Annotated in this window: 13 protein-coding genes; 11 read left to right on the top strand and 2 right to left on the bottom strand. The window is 60.3% G+C overall.

Translation table 11 applies throughout. The features are described from left to right. Window position 1 precedes the first annotated feature (1 nt). Both Q8L25_RS11085 and Q8L25_RS11080 read right to left on the bottom strand, forming a co-directional pair. Window positions 2–2,533, bottom strand: coding sequence for an FtsX-like permease family protein (locus tag Q8L25_RS11085; RefSeq protein WP_308924870.1), 2,532 nt, complete (start codon window positions 2,531–2,533; stop codon window positions 2–4). A gap of 22 nt (window positions 2,534–2,555) precedes the next feature. Beyond that, window positions 2,556–3,572: an adenosine deaminase gene (locus Q8L25_RS11080; protein WP_308924869.1), complete on the bottom strand. Its 1,017-nt coding sequence runs from the start codon at window positions 3,570–3,572 to the stop codon at window positions 2,556–2,558. A gap of 560 nt (window positions 3,573–4,132) precedes the next feature. Here Q8L25_RS11080 and Q8L25_RS11075 point away from each other — a divergent pair. The 11 genes from Q8L25_RS11075 to lspA all read left to right on the top strand — a co-directional run bounded on the left by Q8L25_RS11075 (window position 4,133) and on the right by lspA (window position 18,148). Next, entirely contained in the window at window positions 4,133–6,055 is a 1,923-nt protein-coding gene (locus tag Q8L25_RS11075) for a PrkA family serine protein kinase (RefSeq protein WP_094441608.1), read from the top strand. A gap of 58 nt (window positions 6,056–6,113) precedes the next feature. After that, on the top strand, window positions 6,114–7,382 hold the full coding sequence (locus Q8L25_RS11070; RefSeq protein ID WP_308924868.1) for a YeaH/YhbH family protein: 1,269 nt from the start codon (window positions 6,114–6,116) through the stop codon (window positions 7,380–7,382). Then, window positions 7,382–8,971, top strand: coding sequence for a SpoVR family protein (locus Q8L25_RS11065; RefSeq protein ID WP_308925701.1), 1,590 nt, complete (start codon window positions 7,382–7,384; stop codon window positions 8,969–8,971). The genes Q8L25_RS11070 and Q8L25_RS11065 overlap by 1 nt, the downstream gene beginning before the upstream one ends. Window positions 8,972–9,495: 524 nt before the next feature. Next, complete coding sequence (locus Q8L25_RS11060) at window positions 9,496–10,158, top strand: energy transducer TonB (protein ID WP_308924867.1); 663 nt, start codon at window positions 9,496–9,498, stop codon at window positions 10,156–10,158. An 86-nt stretch (window positions 10,159–10,244) separates the two neighbouring features. Next, a complete protein-coding gene (locus tag Q8L25_RS11055; protein WP_308924866.1) occupies window positions 10,245–11,174 on the top strand; it encodes a MotA/TolQ/ExbB proton channel family protein in 930 nt (309 codons plus the stop codon). 5 nt (window positions 11,175–11,179) lie between these two features. Beyond that, complete coding sequence (locus tag Q8L25_RS11050; RefSeq protein ID WP_308924865.1) at window positions 11,180–11,608, top strand: biopolymer transporter ExbD; 429 nt, start codon at window positions 11,180–11,182, stop codon at window positions 11,606–11,608. 105 nt (window positions 11,609–11,713) lie between these two features. Further along, complete coding sequence (locus Q8L25_RS11045; protein ID WP_308924864.1) at window positions 11,714–12,145, top strand: biopolymer transporter ExbD; 432 nt, start codon at window positions 11,714–11,716, stop codon at window positions 12,143–12,145. Between the two features lie 78 nt (window positions 12,146–12,223). Beyond that, window positions 12,224–13,435: a tetratricopeptide repeat protein gene (locus Q8L25_RS11040; RefSeq protein ID WP_308924863.1), complete on the top strand. Its 1,212-nt coding sequence runs from the start codon at window positions 12,224–12,226 to the stop codon at window positions 13,433–13,435. Window positions 13,436–13,595: 160 nt separating this feature from the next. After that, the gene (locus tag Q8L25_RS11035; protein ID WP_308924862.1) at window positions 13,596–14,567 is read left to right on the top strand and encodes a bifunctional riboflavin kinase/FAD synthetase; all 972 of its coding nucleotides are present in this window, start codon (window positions 13,596–13,598) and stop codon (window positions 14,565–14,567) included. A 74-nt stretch (window positions 14,568–14,641) separates the two neighbouring features. After that, a complete protein-coding gene (gene ileS, locus Q8L25_RS11030) occupies window positions 14,642–17,542 on the top strand; it encodes an isoleucine--tRNA ligase (protein WP_308924861.1) in 2,901 nt (966 codons plus the stop codon). A gap of 90 nt (window positions 17,543–17,632) precedes the next feature. Next, the gene (gene lspA / locus Q8L25_RS11025) at window positions 17,633–18,148 is read left to right on the top strand and encodes a signal peptidase II (RefSeq protein ID WP_308924860.1); all 516 of its coding nucleotides are present in this window, start codon (window positions 17,633–17,635) and stop codon (window positions 18,146–18,148) included. Window positions 18,149–18,157: the final 9 nt, after the last annotated feature.

The raw sequence follows: 18,157 nt of genomic DNA, 5'->3' as shown, positions 1-18,157 counted from the left end.
GTCAGCTTTCGCGCAGGGTTTGCAGTGGCGGATGTTTCAGGACACCGCGCAGGCCCAGCCAGCCGCCGGCGATCGCGCACAGGGCGCCGGCCAGCAGGCCGAACACCCACACGCCGGGCGCGAAACTCCAGGCGAACTTGAACTGGTACGTGGCCAGCGCCCAGCCCATGGCGGCCGCGCCGGACGCGGCCAGCAGGCCGGCCAGCGCGCCCACCAGCGAGAACTCGATCAGCTGGGCTTGCGCCAGCTGGCGCCGGGTGGCGCCCAAGGCGCGCAGCAGGCCCGCCTCGCGGGTACGCTCGTCTTGCGAACCCATCAGCGCGGCATACAGCACCAGCAGACCCGACGCCAGCGTAAACGCAAACAGGAATTCGACCGCCGTCACCACCTGGTCCAGCACCGCCTGGATCTGCTTCAAAATGCCGCCGACGTCGACCACCGTCAGATTCGGATAATCACGCGTCAGCGCGTTGCCCAGGTCGCCGTGCGCGGCCGGCAAATGAAACGCCGTGATCCAGGTTTGCGGCGTGTCCGCCATCGCTTCCGGATTAATGATGACAAAGAAATTGACGCGCATCGAGCCCCATTCGAGCTTGCGCAAACTCGTCACGCGCGCCTCCACCGGCTGGCCGGCGATATCGAAACGCATGCTGTCGCCCAGTTTCAAATTGAGCGTCTTGGCGATGCCCTCTTCCACCGACGCTTCGGCCGGCGCGCCGGGCTTGCCGCTGAACCATTGTCCGGCGACCAGTTTGTTTTGCTCTTGCATGCGCGCCATGGTCGACAGATTGAATTCGCGGTCGGCCAGGCGTTTTGCCCTGTCATCCTGGTAGGTGTCGTCGGTAATCGCCTTGCCGTTCACCGCCACCAGGCGCCCGCGTATCATCGGATACAGGGGCGCATTGACCACGCCGGCCTGCGCCAGGCGCGCGGCAATCGGCTCTTTTTGTTCCGGCAAGATATTGATGATGAAACGGTTCGGTGCGTCGGCCGGCGTGGCGTCGCGCCAGGCCACCATCAGGTCGCCGCGCACCACGGTCAGCAGCAGCAGGGCCATCAGCCCCAGCGCCAGCGACACCACCTGGATCACGGTGGCGCCGGGGCGGCGCTGCAGGGAGGTCACGGCAAAGCGCCAGCTTTGATGGTTGACCAGGCCGCGCAGGCTTTTCAGGGACTTGAGGCCCAGCCAGCCGGCCAGGCCGAACAGGGCAAAACCGCCCAGGAAACCGGCCGCCGTCAATAGCGCCAGTGTCACGTCGCCCGCCTGCCACAGCAGCAGCACGACAAAGGCGGCGATGCCCAGGCCATAGGTGGCCAGCGCCAATGCCTGCGGCGGCGCCTGTTCGCGGCGGATCACGCGGTTGTGCGGCACATTACGCAGTTGCAAGATCGGTGGCAGCGCAAAGCCCAGCAGCAACAGGATGCCGGTGGCCACGCCCTGCAGGGCCGGCAGCATCGACACGGGTGGCAGGTCGCTTTGCACCAGCTTGCCCAGCAATTCGAGCAGCACCAGGTGGCCTCCGTAGCCGACCGCCACGCCGATCACGCTGCCGACCAGGCCGACGATCAGGAACTCGATCACATACATGGCCGTGACCTGGTTTTGCGTCAGGCCCAGGCAGCGCAGCATGGCGCAGGCATCCAGGTGGCGCAGCATGAAGCGGCGCGCCGCCATCGCCACGGCCACCGCCGCCAGCATCGCCGACAGCAGGCCCACCAGCGACAGGAAACGGTCGGCGCGGTCCAGGGTCGATTGCATCTGCGGGTTGCCCGATTCGATCGATTCGACGCGCACGCCCTTGATGGCCTGCTTGCTGATCTGCTGTTCCACCCAGGCCTGGTAGCTGGCGATATCGGCTGATTTGCCGGCCGGTGCCGACAGCAGCAGGCGGTACGACACGCGCGAGCCAGTTTGCACCAGCGCGGTGGCGGCCAGGTCGGCCAGGGGCAGCATCACGCGCGGCGCAAAGTTCAGGAAGGACGCGCCGCGGTCAGGCTCGCTGGCGATCAGCTGGGTGACGGTAAAGCGCTTGTCGCCCAGTTTCAAGGTATCGCCCAGTTTCGCGTTCAGTGCGGACAAGATCGCCGCATCGACCCACAAGGTGCCGGGCGCAGGGATGTCGCTGGTGGGTTTACCGACGGCGTCCAGCGCTTCGCTGCTACTGGTGGTGATCTTCAGCCTGCCGCGCTGCGGGTAGCCGTTGGATACCGCCTTGATGGAAGCGAGTTGCGACAGCGACTGCTCGCCCTCGCCGGCCTGCGCCATGCTGGGAAACGTCACCGTGTCGGCCAGCATGAAACCGCGCCGTTGCGCCTCCGCGCGCCAGGCGGCGCTGACGGGCTGGTCGGCGCTGATGACGAGGTCGGCCCCGAGCAGCTGGTGCGCGTCGCGGTTCAGGCCCGAGCGCAAGCGGTCGACAAAAAAGCCCACCGCCGACAGCGCGGCGACGGCCACGATCAGCGCGATCAGCAGGAAACGCAATTGCCCGGCGCGCCAGTCGCGCCCGGTCATGTTGAGGGAAAGGCGGAGCATGGCGGCGGGTCTTTATGCGAGGTTAGTGTGGCGCGTGTTGCGCAAAATACGCATCGACGGTGGCCAGGAAAGCATCCTTTTCCGCCTGCGGCAAAAAGGCGGCAATAAAGCCGTTGCGCGCCAGTTGCTGCGCATGCGCCAGGCCCAAAGGCAGCGCGTCGAAGATGGCGTCGAAGTTGTCGTTCATGTAGCCGCCGAAATACGCCGGGTCGTCCGAATTGACGGTGACCAGCAGGCCGGCCGCCAGCAGCTCGGCCAGGTTATGGTCGTGCATCTGGTCGAACACGCGCAGCTTGGTGTTCGACAGCGGGCAGACGGTCAGCGCGATCTGCTCGCGCGCCAGGCGCGCCGTCAGTTCCGCGTCTTCCAGGCAGCGCACGCCATGGTCGATGCGCTCAACTTTCAAGTCATCGAGCGCGGTGCGGATATACGCCGGCGGGCCTTCTTCGCCAGCATGCGCCACCAGGTGCAGGCCCAGTTCGCGGCCGCGCGCAAACACGCGCGAGAATTTTTCGGGCGGATTGCCCACTTCCGACGAATCGAGGCCGATGCCGATGAACTTGTCGCGGTAGGGCAGCGCGTCTTCGAGGGTTTCGAACGCTTCCTTTTCGCTCAGATGGCGCAAAAAGCACAGGATCAGGCTGGCGCTGACGGGGCTGTCCTGGCAGGCGCGGTGGATGCCGCTGATCACGTCGGCGATGGCCACGCCGCGCGCCGTATGCGTTTGCGGATCGAAGAAAATTTCCGTGTGCAAGACATTGTCCGCCTCGGCGCGCAGCAGATACGCCTGCGTCATGTCGTAGAAATCCTGCTCTTTCAACAGCACGCTTGCGCCGGCGTAATAAATATCGAGAAAAGACTGCAAATCCGTAAAGGCATAGGCGCTGCGCAAGTGTTCCACGGATTCATAGCCCAGCGGCACGCCGTTGCGTTCGGCCAGTGCGAAAATCAGTTCGGGCTCCAGCGAGCCTTCGATATGGATATGCAGTTCGGCTTTGGGCATGCCGCGTACGATCGCGCGCAATGGCTCGTTCATCATGAGGTGTTCCTTGTAGGGGGACGAAGAAAAAATGCTGGCGCAGGCGCGCCGTGGAGCGGGGTCGCGGCGCTGCGTCATCAAACATGCACGCAGTTTATCGCAAGATGGCGCGGGCCACCGGCGCCGCCGCCGTGACCCGGTCGGCGCATGTGCTTGAATTGTCGTATGATGATCGTAAAAGGGCGGGAAAGTTGAGTAAAATGGCTGTGGTTTTTTTGATTTTATTCAATTAAATCAACAATTTACAAACAAGTATTAAAGATATTACGACTTATCTTTTGACTTCCTGATCCTTTAGAGCAATAATTAATTTCATGGGGAAAAGGTAGGTGCATCAAGCGCTATCAGCACATGAAAATAAGCCAGCTGGCCACGTCAGCATATGGCATCAAGCGCCAGTTTTTTGGTCCGGGCAATCCGGACTGGCAAAGACAGCCGGGCTTGAACAACAATAACAATCGAACACGGGGTAATGAATATGCAAGCAGCGAGCCGGGGCGACTGCCGGGCCGGCTGACATGGTGACTGGCAGATTGGTTTTACATTAAAGGACATTGAACATGACCATTTTTGATAACTACGCAGCACGCTACGAGCGCACCCGTGAAGAGGAAATGTCGCTCACCGAATACCTGGCCCTGTGCAAGAAGGACAAGCTGACCTACGCCAGCGCGCCCGAACGCATGCTGGCGGCCATCGGCGAGCCGCAACTGATCGACACGCGCAACGACACGCGGCTGTCGCGCATCTTCGCCAACAAGGTGATCAAGATCTACCCCGCCTTCCGCGACTTCTACGGCACCGAGGAAGTGATCGAGCAGGTGGTCTCGTATTTCCGCCACGCCGCGCAAGGCCTGGAAGAGCGCAAGCAGATCCTGTACTTGCTGGGACCGGTCGGCGGCGGCAAATCGTCGATCGCCGAAAAGCTCAAGTCGCTGATGGAACACGTGCCCTTCTATTGCCTGAAAGGCTCGCCCGTCAACGAGTCGCCGCTGGGCCTGTTCAACGAGGAAGAGGACGGCACCATCCTCGAGGAAGACTACGGCATTCCGCGCCGCTACCTGCGCAATATCCCCAGCCCGTGGGCCGTCAAGCGCCTGCATGAATTCAATGGCGACATCAACCAGTTCCGCGTCGTCAAGCGTTATCCATCGGTGCTGAAACAGATCGCCATCTCGAAGACCGAACCGGGCGACGAGAACAACCAGGATATTTCCTCGCTGGTCGGCAAGGTCGATATCCGCAAGCTGGAAGACTATGCCCAGGACGACCCGGACGCCTACAGCTATTCGGGCGGCCTGTGCCTGGCCAACCAGGGCCTGATGGAGTTCGTCGAGATGTTCAAGGCGCCGATCAAGGTGCTGCACCCCCTGCTGACCGCCACCCAAGAGGGCAATTACAAGGGCACCGAGGGCTTTGGCGCAATACCGTTCGACGGCATCATCCTGGCGCACTCGAACGAATCGGAATGGAAGACATTCAAAAACAACCGCAACAACGAGGCCTTCCTCGACCGTATCTATATCGTCAAGGTGCCGTACTGCCTGCGCGTGTCCGACGAAATCAAGATCTACGACAAGCTGGTGGCCAATTCCTCGCTGGAAAAAGCGCCGTGCGCACCCGGCACCCTGCGCATGATGGCGCAGTTCGCCATCCTGTCGCGCCTGAAAGACCCCGAGAATTCCAGCATCTTTTCCAAGATGCTGGTGTACGACGGCGAGAACCTCAAGGATACCGACCCGAAGGCCAAGTCGATGCACGAGTATGTCGACTATGCCGGCGTCGACGAAGGCATGAACGGCTTGTCGACGCGCTTCGCCTTCAAGATCCTCTCAAAAGTCTTCAACTTCGACAATTCCGAAGTGGCGGCCAATCCGGTGCACCTCTTATATGTGCTGGAGCAGCAGGTCGAACGCGAACAGTTTTCGTCGGAGCTGGAACAGCGCTACTTCTCGTATATTAAAGAACACCTGGCGCAGCGCTACGTGGAATTCATCGGCAAGGAAATCCAGACGGCCTACCTGGAAAGCTATTCCGAATACGGCCAGAACATCTTCGACCGCTATGTGACCTTCGCCGACTTCTGGATACAGGACCAGGAATACCGCGATCCGGACACCGGCGAAAGTTTCGACCGCGAATCGCTGAACAACGAGCTGGAAAAGATCGAGAAGCCGGCCGGCATTTCGAATCCCAAGGATTTCCGCAATGAGATCGTCAATTTCGGCTTGCGGGCGCGCGCCTCGAACGGCGGCAAGAATCCGGCCTGGACCAGCTACGAAAAATTCCGCACCGTGATCGAAAAGAAAATGTTCTCGAATACGGAAGACTTGCTGCCGGTGATCTCATTCAATGCCAAGGCCAGCGCCGACGATGCCAACAAGCACGCCGACTTCGTGGCACGCATGGTGGAAAAAGGCTATACGGCCAAGCAGGTCCGCCTGTTATGCGAGTGGTACTTGCGCGTACGCAAGTCGTCCTAGCGGCAGCGGGGCGCGCCGGCTTCGGCCCGGCGCGCAAGACAAGTGAAGGAGGCACGCTTTGACTTACCTCATCGACAGGCGCTTGCAAAGCAAGAACAAGTCCGCCGTCAACCGCGAGCGTTTCTTGCGGCGCTACAAGGGCCAGATCAAGGATGCCGTGGGGCGCGCCATCAAGGGGCGCTCGATCACGGATGTCGAGAATGGCGAAAAGGTCACCATCCCCGTCAAGGACGTGGGCGAACCGGCGTTTGGCCACGCGCATGGCGGCGTGTGGGAAGTCGTCAATCCCGGCAACAAGGAATACCTGAAGGGCGACCAGATCGCCCGGCCCAAGGGCGGCGGCGGCAGTGGCCGCGGCAAGGCCGGCAACAGCGAGGAGACCAGCGAAGACGATTTCATCTTCGAGCTGTCGCGCGAAGAATTCATGAACTTCTTCTTTGAAGACCTGGAATTGCCGCACATGGTGAAGACCCAGCTGACGGCCACCACCGAATTGAAGAACCAGCGCGCCGGCTACAATATGTCGGGCACGCCATCGAATATTCATGTGCTGCGCTCGCTGCGCGGCGCACTGGGCCGGCGCATCGCCGTCGGCGGCGGCTCGCGCAAGCAGCTGGCGCTGGCCGAGGAACAGCTGGCGCAGATGCTCCAGGACGGCGTGTCGGAGGAAGACGGCGACGTGATCGAATTGCGCCGGCTGATCCACCACCTGCACACGCGCCTGCTGGCGATTCCCTTTATCGACCCGTTCGACCTGCGCTACAGCAACCGCATCAAGGTGCCCAAGCCGATGACGCAGGCGGTGATGTTCTGCATCATGGACGTCTCGGGCTCGATGGATGAATCGCGCAAGGATACGGCCAAGCGCTTTTTCATCCTGCTGTATCTGTTCCTCAAGCGCGCCTACGACAAGATCGACGTGGTCTTTATCCGCCACCATACGGCCGCGTCCGAGGTCGACGAGCACGATTTCTTCAACTCGCGCGAATCGGGCGGCACGGTGGTGTCGTCGGCCCTCAATTTGCTCAACACTATAATAGAAGAGCGCTACGGCGGCGGCCAGTGGAACAGCTATGTGGCGCAGGCGTCGGACGGCGACAACTGGGACAACGATTCCGTGCTGTGCCGCCAGTTGCTGATCAACACCATCATGCCCAAGGTGCAGTACTACACCTACGTCGAAATCACCGACGGCCCGCAGCAGAACCTGTGGGAACAATATGCGGGCGTGCTCGACCACCACGCCCATTTCGCCATGCAAAAGATCGTCACGCCGGCCGATATCTATCCGGTCTTCCGCGAACTGTTCAAGAAACAGGTGAAATGATGACCAGCGCCGCCACCCCGCATGCCGAACCCTTCGTCCGCCTCCGCCACCCGAACGCCCTGCCCGAACAATCCGAATGGACGTTTGAACTGATCGAGCAGATCCACGAGGAAATCCGGCGCGTGGCCAAACAGTTCGGCCTGGACACCTATCCCAACCAGCTGGAAGTGATCACGGCCGAGCAGATGATGGATGCCTACACCTCGGTCGGCATGCCGGTGTCGTACAACCACTGGTCGTTCGGCAAGCATTTTCTGTCGACCGAGAAGAGCTACAAGCGCGGCCAGATGGGCCTGGCCTACGAGATCGTCATCAACTCGAACCCGTGCATCGCCTACCTGATGGAGGAAAACAGCCTGACCATGCAGTCGCTGGTGATCGCGCACGCGGCCTATGGCCACAATTCCTTCTTCAAGGGCAATTACCTGTTCCGCGCCTGGACCGATGCGGACGCCATCATCGATTACATGGTGTTTGCCAAGAACTACATTGCCGAATGCGAACAGCGCCATGGCGTGGACGCGGTGGAATTGCTGCTCGACTCCTGCCATGCGATCCAGAACTATGGCGTGGACCGCTACAAGCGCCCGGCCAAGCTGTCGATGGCGAAAGAATATGCGCGCCAGAAAGAACGCGAAGAATACGTGCAGTCGCAGATCAACCAGCTGTGGCGCACCCTGCCGCGCCGCGACGAAGAGGACGACGAGGACGAGCAGCGCAAGGCCGCGCCGCGCTTCCCGCCCGAGCCCGAGGAAAACCTGCTGTACTTTATCGAGAAGTACGCGCCGCTGCTGGAACCGTGGCAGCGCGAGATGGTGCGCATCGTGCGCAAGATTTCCCAGTACTTCTATCCGCAACGCCAGACCCAGGTGATGAACGAAGGCTGGGCCACCTTCTGGCACTACACCATCCTGAACCAGCTGTATGACGAAGGCGTGGTCGGCGACGGCTTCATGATGGAGTTCCTGAAAAGCCATACCAACGTGGTGTACCAGCCGCCGATCGACAGCCCGTATTACAGCGGCATCAATCCGTATGCGCTGGGCTTTGCCATGATGAGCGACATCCGCCGCATCTGCGAGCATCCGACCGACGAAGACCGCGCCTGGTTTCCCGACCTGGCCGGCAGCGATTGGCGCAAGAGCCTGGACTTTGCCATGCGCAATTTCAAGGATGAAAGCTTCATTGCCCAATACCTGTCGCCGCGCCTGATCCGCGAGTTCCACTTCTTTGCCGTGCTCGACGACGACAAGAATGAAAAGCTGGCCATCTCCGCCATCCACGACGAGGCCGGCTACCGCTATGTGCGCCAGCAGCTGGCCGAGCAATACAACCTGGGCAACCGCGAACCGAATATCCAGGTGTGGTCGGTCAACACGCGCGACGACCGCGCCCTGACCTTGCGCCACACGCAATTCCTGCGCCGCCCCCTGAACCAGCAGGCAACGGAGGTATTGAAACACGTGGCGCGCCTGTGGGGCTTCGACGTGCATCTCGATACGGTCGATCCGCAGGGCATGGTGCTGGGCACGCTGAATTGCCGGCGTGAAAAACGCAACCGCCGCGACGATGCCGTCATGCGCCCGTAACACGATTTGGGTATAAAGATAAGCGCGCGCTATGGCTACATCACAATTCCGTATGGCCTGGCGGCCTCGAAAACCGCCGTATTGGCACGCCAATTTGCCCTGGGCGAGGCCGATTCGCACCGCCCTGGTGCAGCGATAAGGTAAAGTGGTCTGGTTCAGGAGTAAAAAGTTACTCCGAAGAAAGAATTTGATCCAAATTTAGCGGTTTCCATATTCAATAACGCAAAATATAATTCTGCCATATCGACACATGGGAGAACTTAGCCGTGGTAGGCCCAAACGGCTGTAGAAAACCGATAAGACCGCCTTTTTTTATGTCCGAAAGCGTGCAAAGATGGCATAAGCAAGTACGTTTTCAGGGCGCAAAAGGTGGGAAAATTTAACCGGTTTTAGGCGTTAAAAATCTGTGTAAAATAAAGAATTCGTATGTATAATTCGGCGACGTCCCGGATACGGCTGGAGCTTTGTGTCGTCATTTTGGGGTTCAGTTGCAAGACAAGAGATGGTATTTGGAGAAAGCAGGCATGAATTTTTCGAACGAGAAAAGTCCCAAGAACTACACAGGCATCACGATCGTTGTCCTGCTGCACGTTCTCGCGGCTTACGGGATTGCGACGGGCTTGGGCAAGCGCTTGGTCACCAAAATGATGGACCCGGTTGAAACCAAGATTATCGAGGAAGTGAAACCGCCTCCACCGAAGGATCTTCCACCGCCACCACCGCCGCCAGAAATGAAAGCGCCACCGCCGCCATTCATTCCGCCAGTCGAGGTGAACGTGCAGCAGCCGCCGCCGCCACAGAACGTGATTGCCAACACCACCCAGGTGAAGCCAGCCACCAATGTACTGGCACCGCCAGCGCCGCCTGCACAGCCTGCGCCAGCCGCTCCTCCTGGACCAGCCAAATCGGTGCGTACCGCAGCGGTGGTTGACTTCAGCGTCTGCGAGAAGCCGGCTTATCCGAAGTCGTCGCAGCGCAATGAGGAAACCGGTGTCGTGACACTGTCGTTCCTGATTGGCGTCGATGGCAAGGTCGCCGATTCGAAGATCGTGAAGTCGAGCGGCTTCCGCGATCTGGACAAAGCCGCAGTAACAGGCATCAGCCGCTGCACGTTCAAGCCAGCAACGGTGGACGGCAAGCCGGAACAAGGCTGGCAGCAAATGCAATACGTTTGGTCGCTGGATTAAAACCCGAGACAGCTACCCGCTGTCTCACACCATGATTTCGTTGTCATCACGTTCAGCGATCTGTTATTTTTAATTTTGGAGGAAGCATGTTTAAGAATACCCGTTTGTCCGCATTTTTTGCCGCGGTTCTGTTGTCCGTTACCGCTACTACCGCCCTGGTAGCAGCTCCAGCATTCGCGGACGCGCCAGCTTCGGCAGCAGCCACGGCGCCTGCGGCAGACGCTGCAGCAGCACCAGCACCAGCTGCTGACGCAGCAGCACCAGCAGCCGATGCAGCCGCTCCAGCCGCTGATGCAGCCGCTCCAAAAACCGAAGAAGTGCACAACCCGTTCGGCCTGTCGGCTGTGTGGGACGGCGGCTTCGTGCCACGCGCCACCCTGATCATCCTGGCCATCATGTCGATCGGCAGCTGGTACATCATCATCACCAAACTGCTGGATCAGATGAAGATCTTCAAGCAAGCGAAAGAAACCGCTGCCAAATTCTGGAAAGCACCTTCGATCGCTGCCGGTTCGGCTACCCTGGCCGAAGGCTCGCCATTCCGCTTCATCGCTGAATCGGGCACCAAGGCAACCGCTCACCACGACGGCGCCCTGCTGGAACAAATCGATCTGTCGACCTGGGTGACGATGTCGATCCAGCGCGCTTCGGACAAAGTCCAGTCGCGTCTGCAAGATGGCCTGTCGTTCCTGGCAACCGTTGGTTCGACCGCACCGTTCATCGGTCTGTTCGGTACCGTTTGGGGTATCTACGGCGCGCTGACCGCCATCGGCATGACCGGTAACGCCTCGATCGACAAAGTTGCAGGTCCAGTTGGTGAAGCACTGATCATGACCGCGTTTGGTCTGCTGGTCGCCGTGCCTGCCGTTCTGGGTTACAACTGGTTGGTTCGTCGTAACAAAACCGCTATGGAAGACATCCGCTCGTTCAGCGCCGACGTACACTCGGTTCTGGTTTCCGGCGCCATGTCGACCAGCGAAGCTGGCCGTGCTGCCGGCGCTAAAAAGATCGGATAAGAATCATGTCGATGTCCGTCGGCTCCGACAGCGGAGATGAAGATCAAGTAATGTCAGAAATCAACACGACGCCGCTCGTCGACATCATGTTGGTTTTGCTGATCATTTTCTTGATCACCAGTCCGGTTGTTCTCAAGCTGCAGAAAATCGATCTGCCGATTGAGGCCAACCAAGCCCTTCAAAGCAAGCCGCAAAACGTTAACATCGTGGTTAACAAGGACGGCGAGATTTACCTGGGCCAGACCAGACTGAAAGACACGAACGAACTGTTCGATTATCTTAAAGTTGAAGCAGTGAAACTACCTCAGCCGGAAGTACACGTTCGTGGCGACCAGGAAGCACGCTACGAATCGATCGGCCGAGTGATCTTCACGACCCAACGTGCCGGGATTCAGAAGGTCGGCTTCATCACCGAACCACCTGACAAGAGCTGATAGCGACTGATTGCAGCGTCCTGGCGATAACGGGGCGCTTCAGTCAGGAGCTTGCCGGGCGGCAGTTGCGCCCGGTGCTTCGTTGGACTTCTTAAAGGAAACACTATGAGTATGAATGTCGGTTCGGGAAGCGCAGCAGGCGCGGATCCGGAACCAATGATGGAACTGAACATGACGCCCCTCATCGATGTGATGTTGGTGCTGATTATCATGTTGATCATTACGATTCCAAAACAAAACCACTCGGTGAACCTGAACATGCCGGTCGGCACCCCGCCGCCACCGACTACGGAACCAGTGGTCGTCACGATCGATGTCGATTTTGACGGCACCATCTTGTGGGACAATCAGGTCGTTCCTGACCGTGCCTCACTGGAAGTCAAGCTGAACAACGTTGCTGCGCAAGCAGACCAGCCGGAAGTGCATCTGCGTCCGAACAAGCTGGTGGAATACAAGGTCGTCGCCGGTGTCATGGCAACGGCGCAGCGTCTGGGCGTGACTAAAATCGGTCTGGTCGGTAACGAGCAATTCCAGTAAGCTACAGCAATCAGGTTCTCTTTACATCCGAATAGGCAGGCCATCCTGCCTATTCGCTTTTTACAGAAAGACTTTCTCATGTCCAAGTTTCGTCTCGCTCATCTCGGCCTCGTCATGGCCGCTATCGGTTTTACCGCAGCAACTCCCGTCATCGGCCTGGGTTCGCTCGCATATGCCGCCGACACCGTGCGCGCCGAAGTGGGCAAGCCACTGCAAGAAGCACAACGACTCACGAGCGCCGGCAAAAACAAGGAAGCGTTGGCCAAGCTGCGCGAAGCTGACAACGTCAGCGGCAAGACCGCCTTTGAGAGCTACCAGATCGAACGCGTGCGCGCCTCGGCCGCCGCTGGCGCCGGCGATAACGGCGCCGCCATCAAGGCTTTTGAAGCCGTCATCAATTCCGGCCGCCTGAGCGCCGCCGAAGCACCGAAATTCACGCAAGGCCTGGCCGGCATGTACTACCGCGCCAAGGACTGGCCGAACGCCATTACCTGGTTCAAGCGCTCGCTGAAAGACCGCGAAGATCCACAGACCCGCGAATACCTGATCCAGGCCTACTACTCGAGCGGCAACTACGCCGAAGCGGCAAAAGAGCTGCAGGCAAAAGGCGGCAACTCGGAAGCAAGCCTGCAAATGCTGGCCAATATCCAGCTGAAACAAGGTGACAAGGCCGGCTATGTGTCGACCCTGGAAAAACTGGCTGCCAGCTATCCGAAAGCGAGCTACTGGGCCGACCTGCTGAACCGCGTATCGGGCAAACCGGGTTTCTCGCAGCGCCTGGGCCTGGACGTGCAGCGCCTGCGCCTGGCCAACGGCCTGTTCACCAAGCCATCCGAATACATGGAAATCAGCCAGTTGGCACTGCAGGCAGCCAATCCGGGTGAAGCCTTGAGCATCATCGACCAGGGTTACAAAAAAGGCGTGCTGGGCACCGGCGCCGATGCCGCCCGTCACCAGCGCCTGAAAGACCTGGCCCTGAAAACCCAGGCCGATCTGAAAGCCAACGCCGCCAAGTCGGAAGCCGAATACGTCAAGAACAAGGACGCCGACAGCTTGAGCAAGCTGGGCTTTGCCTTGGTCTACGACGGCCAGGCCGACAAGGGCCTGGGCCTGATGAACGACGCCGTGAAACTGGGCACCGCCAAGTATCCGGAAGAAGCCAAGCTGCACCTGGGCATCGCTTACATCCACGCCGGCAAGAAAGCCAATGCCAACACGGCATTGAAAACCGTCAAGGGCACCGATGGCGCCGCTGACCTGGCCCGCTACTGGACCCTCATGAATAAATAAGCAAGTTTGCAGCATCCTCGAAAAGCGTTGTCGGCAGCTCTGCCGGCAACGCTTTTTATCATTTCAGCAGGGAAATTACCCCTGTGCCGGCCCTGCCGGGTGTGCATCCCTGAAACAGTCCGTATAATCCCCCTTTTGGCACAGTTTTCATCCCATTCCCATGAAGGTATTTCGCGGACTTCCCAATGCCCAGGCACGCGCACCGTGCGCGCTGACCATCGGCAATTTTGACGGTGTCCATATCGGCCATCAAGCCTTGCTGGCGCGCGTGCGCGAGGCGGCGACCGAACTCGGCATTGAAGCGGCCGTGATGACGTTCGAACCGCATCCGCGCGAGTTCTTTGCGCAGCGCGCCGGTGACTTGTCGAAAGCGCCACAGCGCATCGCCAACCTGCGCGACAAGCTGCAGTCGCTGGAAGACGCCGGCATCGACCGGGTCATCGTCGAGCATTTCAGCGCCCAGTTCGCGTCATTGACGCCGCAGGAATTCACGCAGCAGGTGCTGGTCGATGGCCTGCATGTGAAATGGCTGATGGTCGGCGACGACTTCTGCTATGGCGCGCGGCGCGCCGGCGACGTGGCCATGCTGCAGGAAGCGGGCCGCGAGCATGGTTTTCATGTTGAAACCCTGCCCACCGTGATGAATGGCAGCACCCGCATCTCGTCCTCGGCCGTGCGCCTGGCGCTGGCCGATGGCGACTTCACCCTGGCCACGCAGCTGCTGGGCCACCCGTATGCGATTTCCGGCCATGTGATCCATGGCCAGAAACTGGGCCGCACCCTGGGTTTTCCGACCCTGAACCTGCGCGTGGCGCACCGCCCCGCCCTGTCCGGCATCTTTATCGTGCAAGTGCATGGCCTGGCGCCACAGCCGCTGCCGGCCGTGGCCAGCCTGGGCGTGCGTCCCACCGTCGATGACAGCGGCCGCGTGCTGCTGGAGGTACACCTGTTCGACTTCGCCCAGTCCTGCTACGGCAAGCTGGTGCGCGTGGAGTTCCTTGAAAAGCTGCGCGACGAAGAGAAATACGACGACCTGCCGACCCTGACGGCCGCCATCGAGCGCGACTCGAACCAGGCGCGCGCCTATTTCGCACAGCGCCGCAGCGCCATTACCGCCACCGACCGAATTTGATCCCGGCCAACTCCTGCGCGCGGCGGGCTTGCCCGCCACAGTAACTCACACCATCCAAGTAAAGAAAACCATCCATGTCCGACCAAAACAAGCCAGCCGCCCCGAAGCAGAACAAGAAACCCGTCAGCAAATATCCGGTCAACATGACGGAAACCACCTTCCCGATGCGCGGCGACATGGCCAAGCGCGAGCCGCAATGGGTACAGCAATGGCAAGACAAGAAAATCTACGAGCGCGTGCGCAAGGCCGCCGCCGGCCGTCCGAAATTCATCCTGCATGACGGCCCGCCGTATGCCAACGGCGACATCCACCTGGGTCACGCCGTCAACAAGATCCTGAAAGACATGGTGGTCAAGTCGCGCTCGCTGGCCGGCTTCGATGCGCCTTACGTGCCGGGCTGGGATTGCCACGGCATGCCGATCGAGATCCAGATCGAAAAACTGTACGGCAAGAATTTGCCGACGGCCGAAGTGCTGGAAAAAGCGCGCGCCTACGCCAATGTGCAGGTCGAGCGCCAGAAAAAAGACTTTATCCGCCTGGGCGTGCTCGGCGAATGGGACAATCCTTACCTGACGATGGCGCACGGCAATGAAGCCGACGAACTGCGCGCGCTGGGCAAGCTGCTGGAAAAAGGTTATGTGTACCGCGGCCTGAAGCCGGTCAACTGGTGTTTCGACTGCCAGTCGGCGCTGGCCGAGGCGGAAGTGGAATACGCGGAAAAACGCGATCCGGCCATCGACGTCGGGTTCAAATTCAAGGAATTCGACCGCATCGCGCAAGCGTTCGGCCTGCCGTCGCTGCCGACCGAGAACGGCTATATCGTCATCTGGACCACCACGCCGTGGACCATCCCGTCGAACCAGGCGCTGAACGTCAATCCGGAAGTCAAGTACGCGCTGGTGCAAGCCGAGCGCGATGGCCAGCCATTGCTGCTGATCCTGGCGCAGGACCTGGTCGTCTCCAGCCTGGCGCGCTTCAAGCTCGACGGCACGACGATCGCCACTTGCGACGGCGCGGCCCTGGCCGGCATCAATTTCCGCCATCCGCTGCATGCAAGCGACGCGTTCTATGACCGCCTGTCGCCGCTCTACCTGGCCGAGTACGTGACCACCGAAAGCGGCACCGGCGTGGTGCACTCGGCGCCGGCCTACGGCCTGGACGACTTTATCTCGTGCAAGGCGCATGGCATGAAGGACGACGACATCATCAAGCCGGTGATGGGCGACGGCAAGTTCGCCTCGACCCTGCCGCTGTTCGGCGGCATGACCATCTGGGAAGCGTCGAAACCGATCTGCAACGCCCTGCGCGAAGCCGGTGCCCTGTTCGAAGTCAAGATGTTCGACCACAGCTACATGCATTGCTGGCGCCACAAGACGCCGATCATCTACCGCGCCACCTCGCAGTGGTTTGCCGGCATGGATGTGACGCCGAAAGACGGCGGCGCCACCCTGCGCGAAACCGCCCTGAAAGGCATCGCCGACACCGAATTCTTCCCGGACTGGGGCCAGGCGCGCCTGCACGGCATGATCGCCAACCGTCCGGACTGGACCCTGTCGCGCCAGCGCCAGTGGGGCGTGCCGATGGCCTTTATCGTGCACAAGGAAACCGGCGACCTGCACCCGCGCACGCCGGAACTGCTGGAGCAAGTGGCCAAGCTGATCGAAAAAGACGGCATCGAAGCCTGGCAGGCGCTGGACCTGGCGGACCTGATCGGCGACGAAGCGGCCATCTACGCCAAGAACAAGGACACGCTGGACGTGTGGTTCGATTCCGGCGCCACCCACCAGACGGTATTGGGCGGCCCGCAGGCGCACGGTTCGCACTCGACGCAATTGCAATTCCCGGCCGACCTGTACCTGGAAGGCTCGGACCAGCATCGCGGCTGGTTCCACTCGTCCCTGCTGGTGTCGTCGATGCTGAACGGCCGTCCGCCGTACAAGGCCCTGCTGACGCACGGCTTCACGGTCGATGGCGAAGGCAAGAAGATGTCCAAGTCGCTGGGCAACACGCTGGCGCCACAGAAAATCTCGGACAGCCTGGGCGCCGACATCCTGCGCCTGTGGATCGCCTCGACCGACTACACGGGCGAGCTGTCGATCTCCGACGAGATCCTGAAACGCGTGACCGAATCGTACCGCCGCATCCGCAACACCCTGCGCTTCCTGCTGGCCAATACCTCGGACTTCAACCCGGCCGTTGACGCGGTGCCGGTGGCCGAGCTGTTCGAGATCGACCGCTATGCGATCGCCAACATGGCGTCGCTGCAGCAGCAGATCGAAAACAACTATGCGCGCTACGAGTTCCATCCGGTGGTGTCCAAGCTGCAGACCTACTGCTCGGAAGACCTGGGCGGTTTCTACCTCGATATCCTGAAGGACCGCCTGTACACCACCGGCCTCACCTCGCACGCACGCCGTTCGGCGCAGACGGCCTTGTGGCACATCACGCAAAGCCTGCTGCGCCTGATGGCCCCTGCCCTGTCGTTCACGGCCGAAGAAGCCTGGGCCGTGTTTGCCGGCGAAGAAGCGTATGCCGCCAGCGATGAAACCATCTTCACGCAAACCTGGTGGCAGTTGCCGGCAGTGGCGGACAGCGCGGAACTGCTGGAAAAATACACGGCCCTGCGCGCCGTGCGCACGGACGTGACGAAACAGCTGGAAGACCTGCGCACCTCGGGCGCCATCGGTTCGTCGCTGCAGGCCGAGCTGACCATCAAGGCCGCGCCGATGAAGTACAAGCTGTTGACCACCCTGGGCGACGACTTGAAATTCGTCTTTATCACCTCGCAGGCAAGCGTGGCCGAAGTGGCTGACGAAGCTGCTGAGGAAGTGGTCGTCACGGCATCGACCGCGCCGAAGTGCGAGCGCTGCTGGCACTACCGCGCGGACGTGGGCACGGATGCCGAACATCCGACCCTGTGCGGTCGCTGCGTCAGCAACTTGTTTGGAAAAGGCGAATCGCGCCGCTTCGCTTAAACTGTCGCACCGGAACGCCGCTCGCGTTCCGCTCCCGCCCGCCGCTGCCTGCATCCAGGCAGCGGCGGCTTTACCTCTTCCTGAAAAAATATGGCCACTAAAAACCGCGTTGTGTCGAAATCGAAATCGTCGTCGTCATCGTCCCTGGTTCCCTGGCTGGGCATCGCCGCCATCGTCATCCTGTTCGACCAGATCAGCAAGATCACCGTGCTGCGCACCTTCCAGTATGCCGAGGAAAAGGTCATCACCTCGTTCTTCAACCTGGTACTGGCGTTTAACAAGGGCGCCGCGTTCAGCTTTTTGTCCGACCAGGGCGGCTGGCAGCGCTATTTCTTCACCGGTATCGCGCTGGCGGCAGCCGTCTACATCATCTATCTGTTGAAAAAGCACGCCGGCCAACGCATGTTTTGCTGGGCCCTGGCATTGATTTTGGGTGGCGCGCTGGGCAACGCCATCGACCGCCTGGTCTACGGCCACGTGGTCGATTTCCTCGATTTCCACTGGAAAAGCTGGGGCCATTTCCCCGCTTTCAATATCGCCGACAGCGCCATCTGCATCGGCGCGGCCCTGTTCATCATCGATGAACTGCGGCGTGTCAACAAATAAAGGGAGCTT

It is taken from the genome of Janthinobacterium sp. J1-1 (assembly GCF_030944405.1).
Lineage (GTDB): Bacteria > Pseudomonadota > Gammaproteobacteria > Burkholderiales > Burkholderiaceae_D > Janthinobacterium.
This window is presented reverse-complemented; position numbering and strand designations above follow the sequence as displayed.

Bases quoted from the DNA above. Each gene is read 5' to 3' on its own strand.
- ileS (WP_308924861.1), top strand. From the start codon at position 14,642: ATGTCCGACCAAAACAAGCCAGCCGCCCCGAAGCAGAACAAGAAACCC.
- Q8L25_RS11075 (WP_094441608.1), top strand. From the start codon at position 4,133: ATGACCATTTTTGATAACTACGCAGCACGCTACGAGCGCACCCGTGAA.
- lspA (WP_308924860.1), top strand. From the start codon at position 17,633: ATGGCCACTAAAAACCGCGTTGTGTCGAAATCGAAATCGTCGTCGTCA.
- Q8L25_RS11065 (WP_308925701.1), top strand. From the start codon at position 7,382: ATGACCAGCGCCGCCACCCCGCATGCCGAACCCTTCGTCCGCCTCCGC.
- Q8L25_RS11055 (WP_308924866.1), top strand. From the start codon at position 10,245: ATGTTTAAGAATACCCGTTTGTCCGCATTTTTTGCCGCGGTTCTGTTG.
- Q8L25_RS11050 (WP_308924865.1), top strand. From the start codon at position 11,180: ATGTCGATGTCCGTCGGCTCCGACAGCGGAGATGAAGATCAAGTAATG.
- Q8L25_RS11080 (WP_308924869.1), bottom strand. From the start codon at position 3,572: ATGATGAACGAGCCATTGCGCGCGATCGTACGCGGCATGCCCAAAGCC.
- Q8L25_RS11040 (WP_308924863.1), top strand. From the start codon at position 12,224: ATGTCCAAGTTTCGTCTCGCTCATCTCGGCCTCGTCATGGCCGCTATC.
- Q8L25_RS11045 (WP_308924864.1), top strand. From the start codon at position 11,714: ATGAGTATGAATGTCGGTTCGGGAAGCGCAGCAGGCGCGGATCCGGAA.
- Q8L25_RS11060 (WP_308924867.1), top strand. From the start codon at position 9,496: ATGAATTTTTCGAACGAGAAAAGTCCCAAGAACTACACAGGCATCACG.
- Q8L25_RS11035 (WP_308924862.1), top strand. From the start codon at position 13,596: ATGAAGGTATTTCGCGGACTTCCCAATGCCCAGGCACGCGCACCGTGC.
- Q8L25_RS11085 (WP_308924870.1), bottom strand. From the start codon at position 2,533: ATGCTCCGCCTTTCCCTCAACATGACCGGGCGCGACTGGCGCGCCGGG.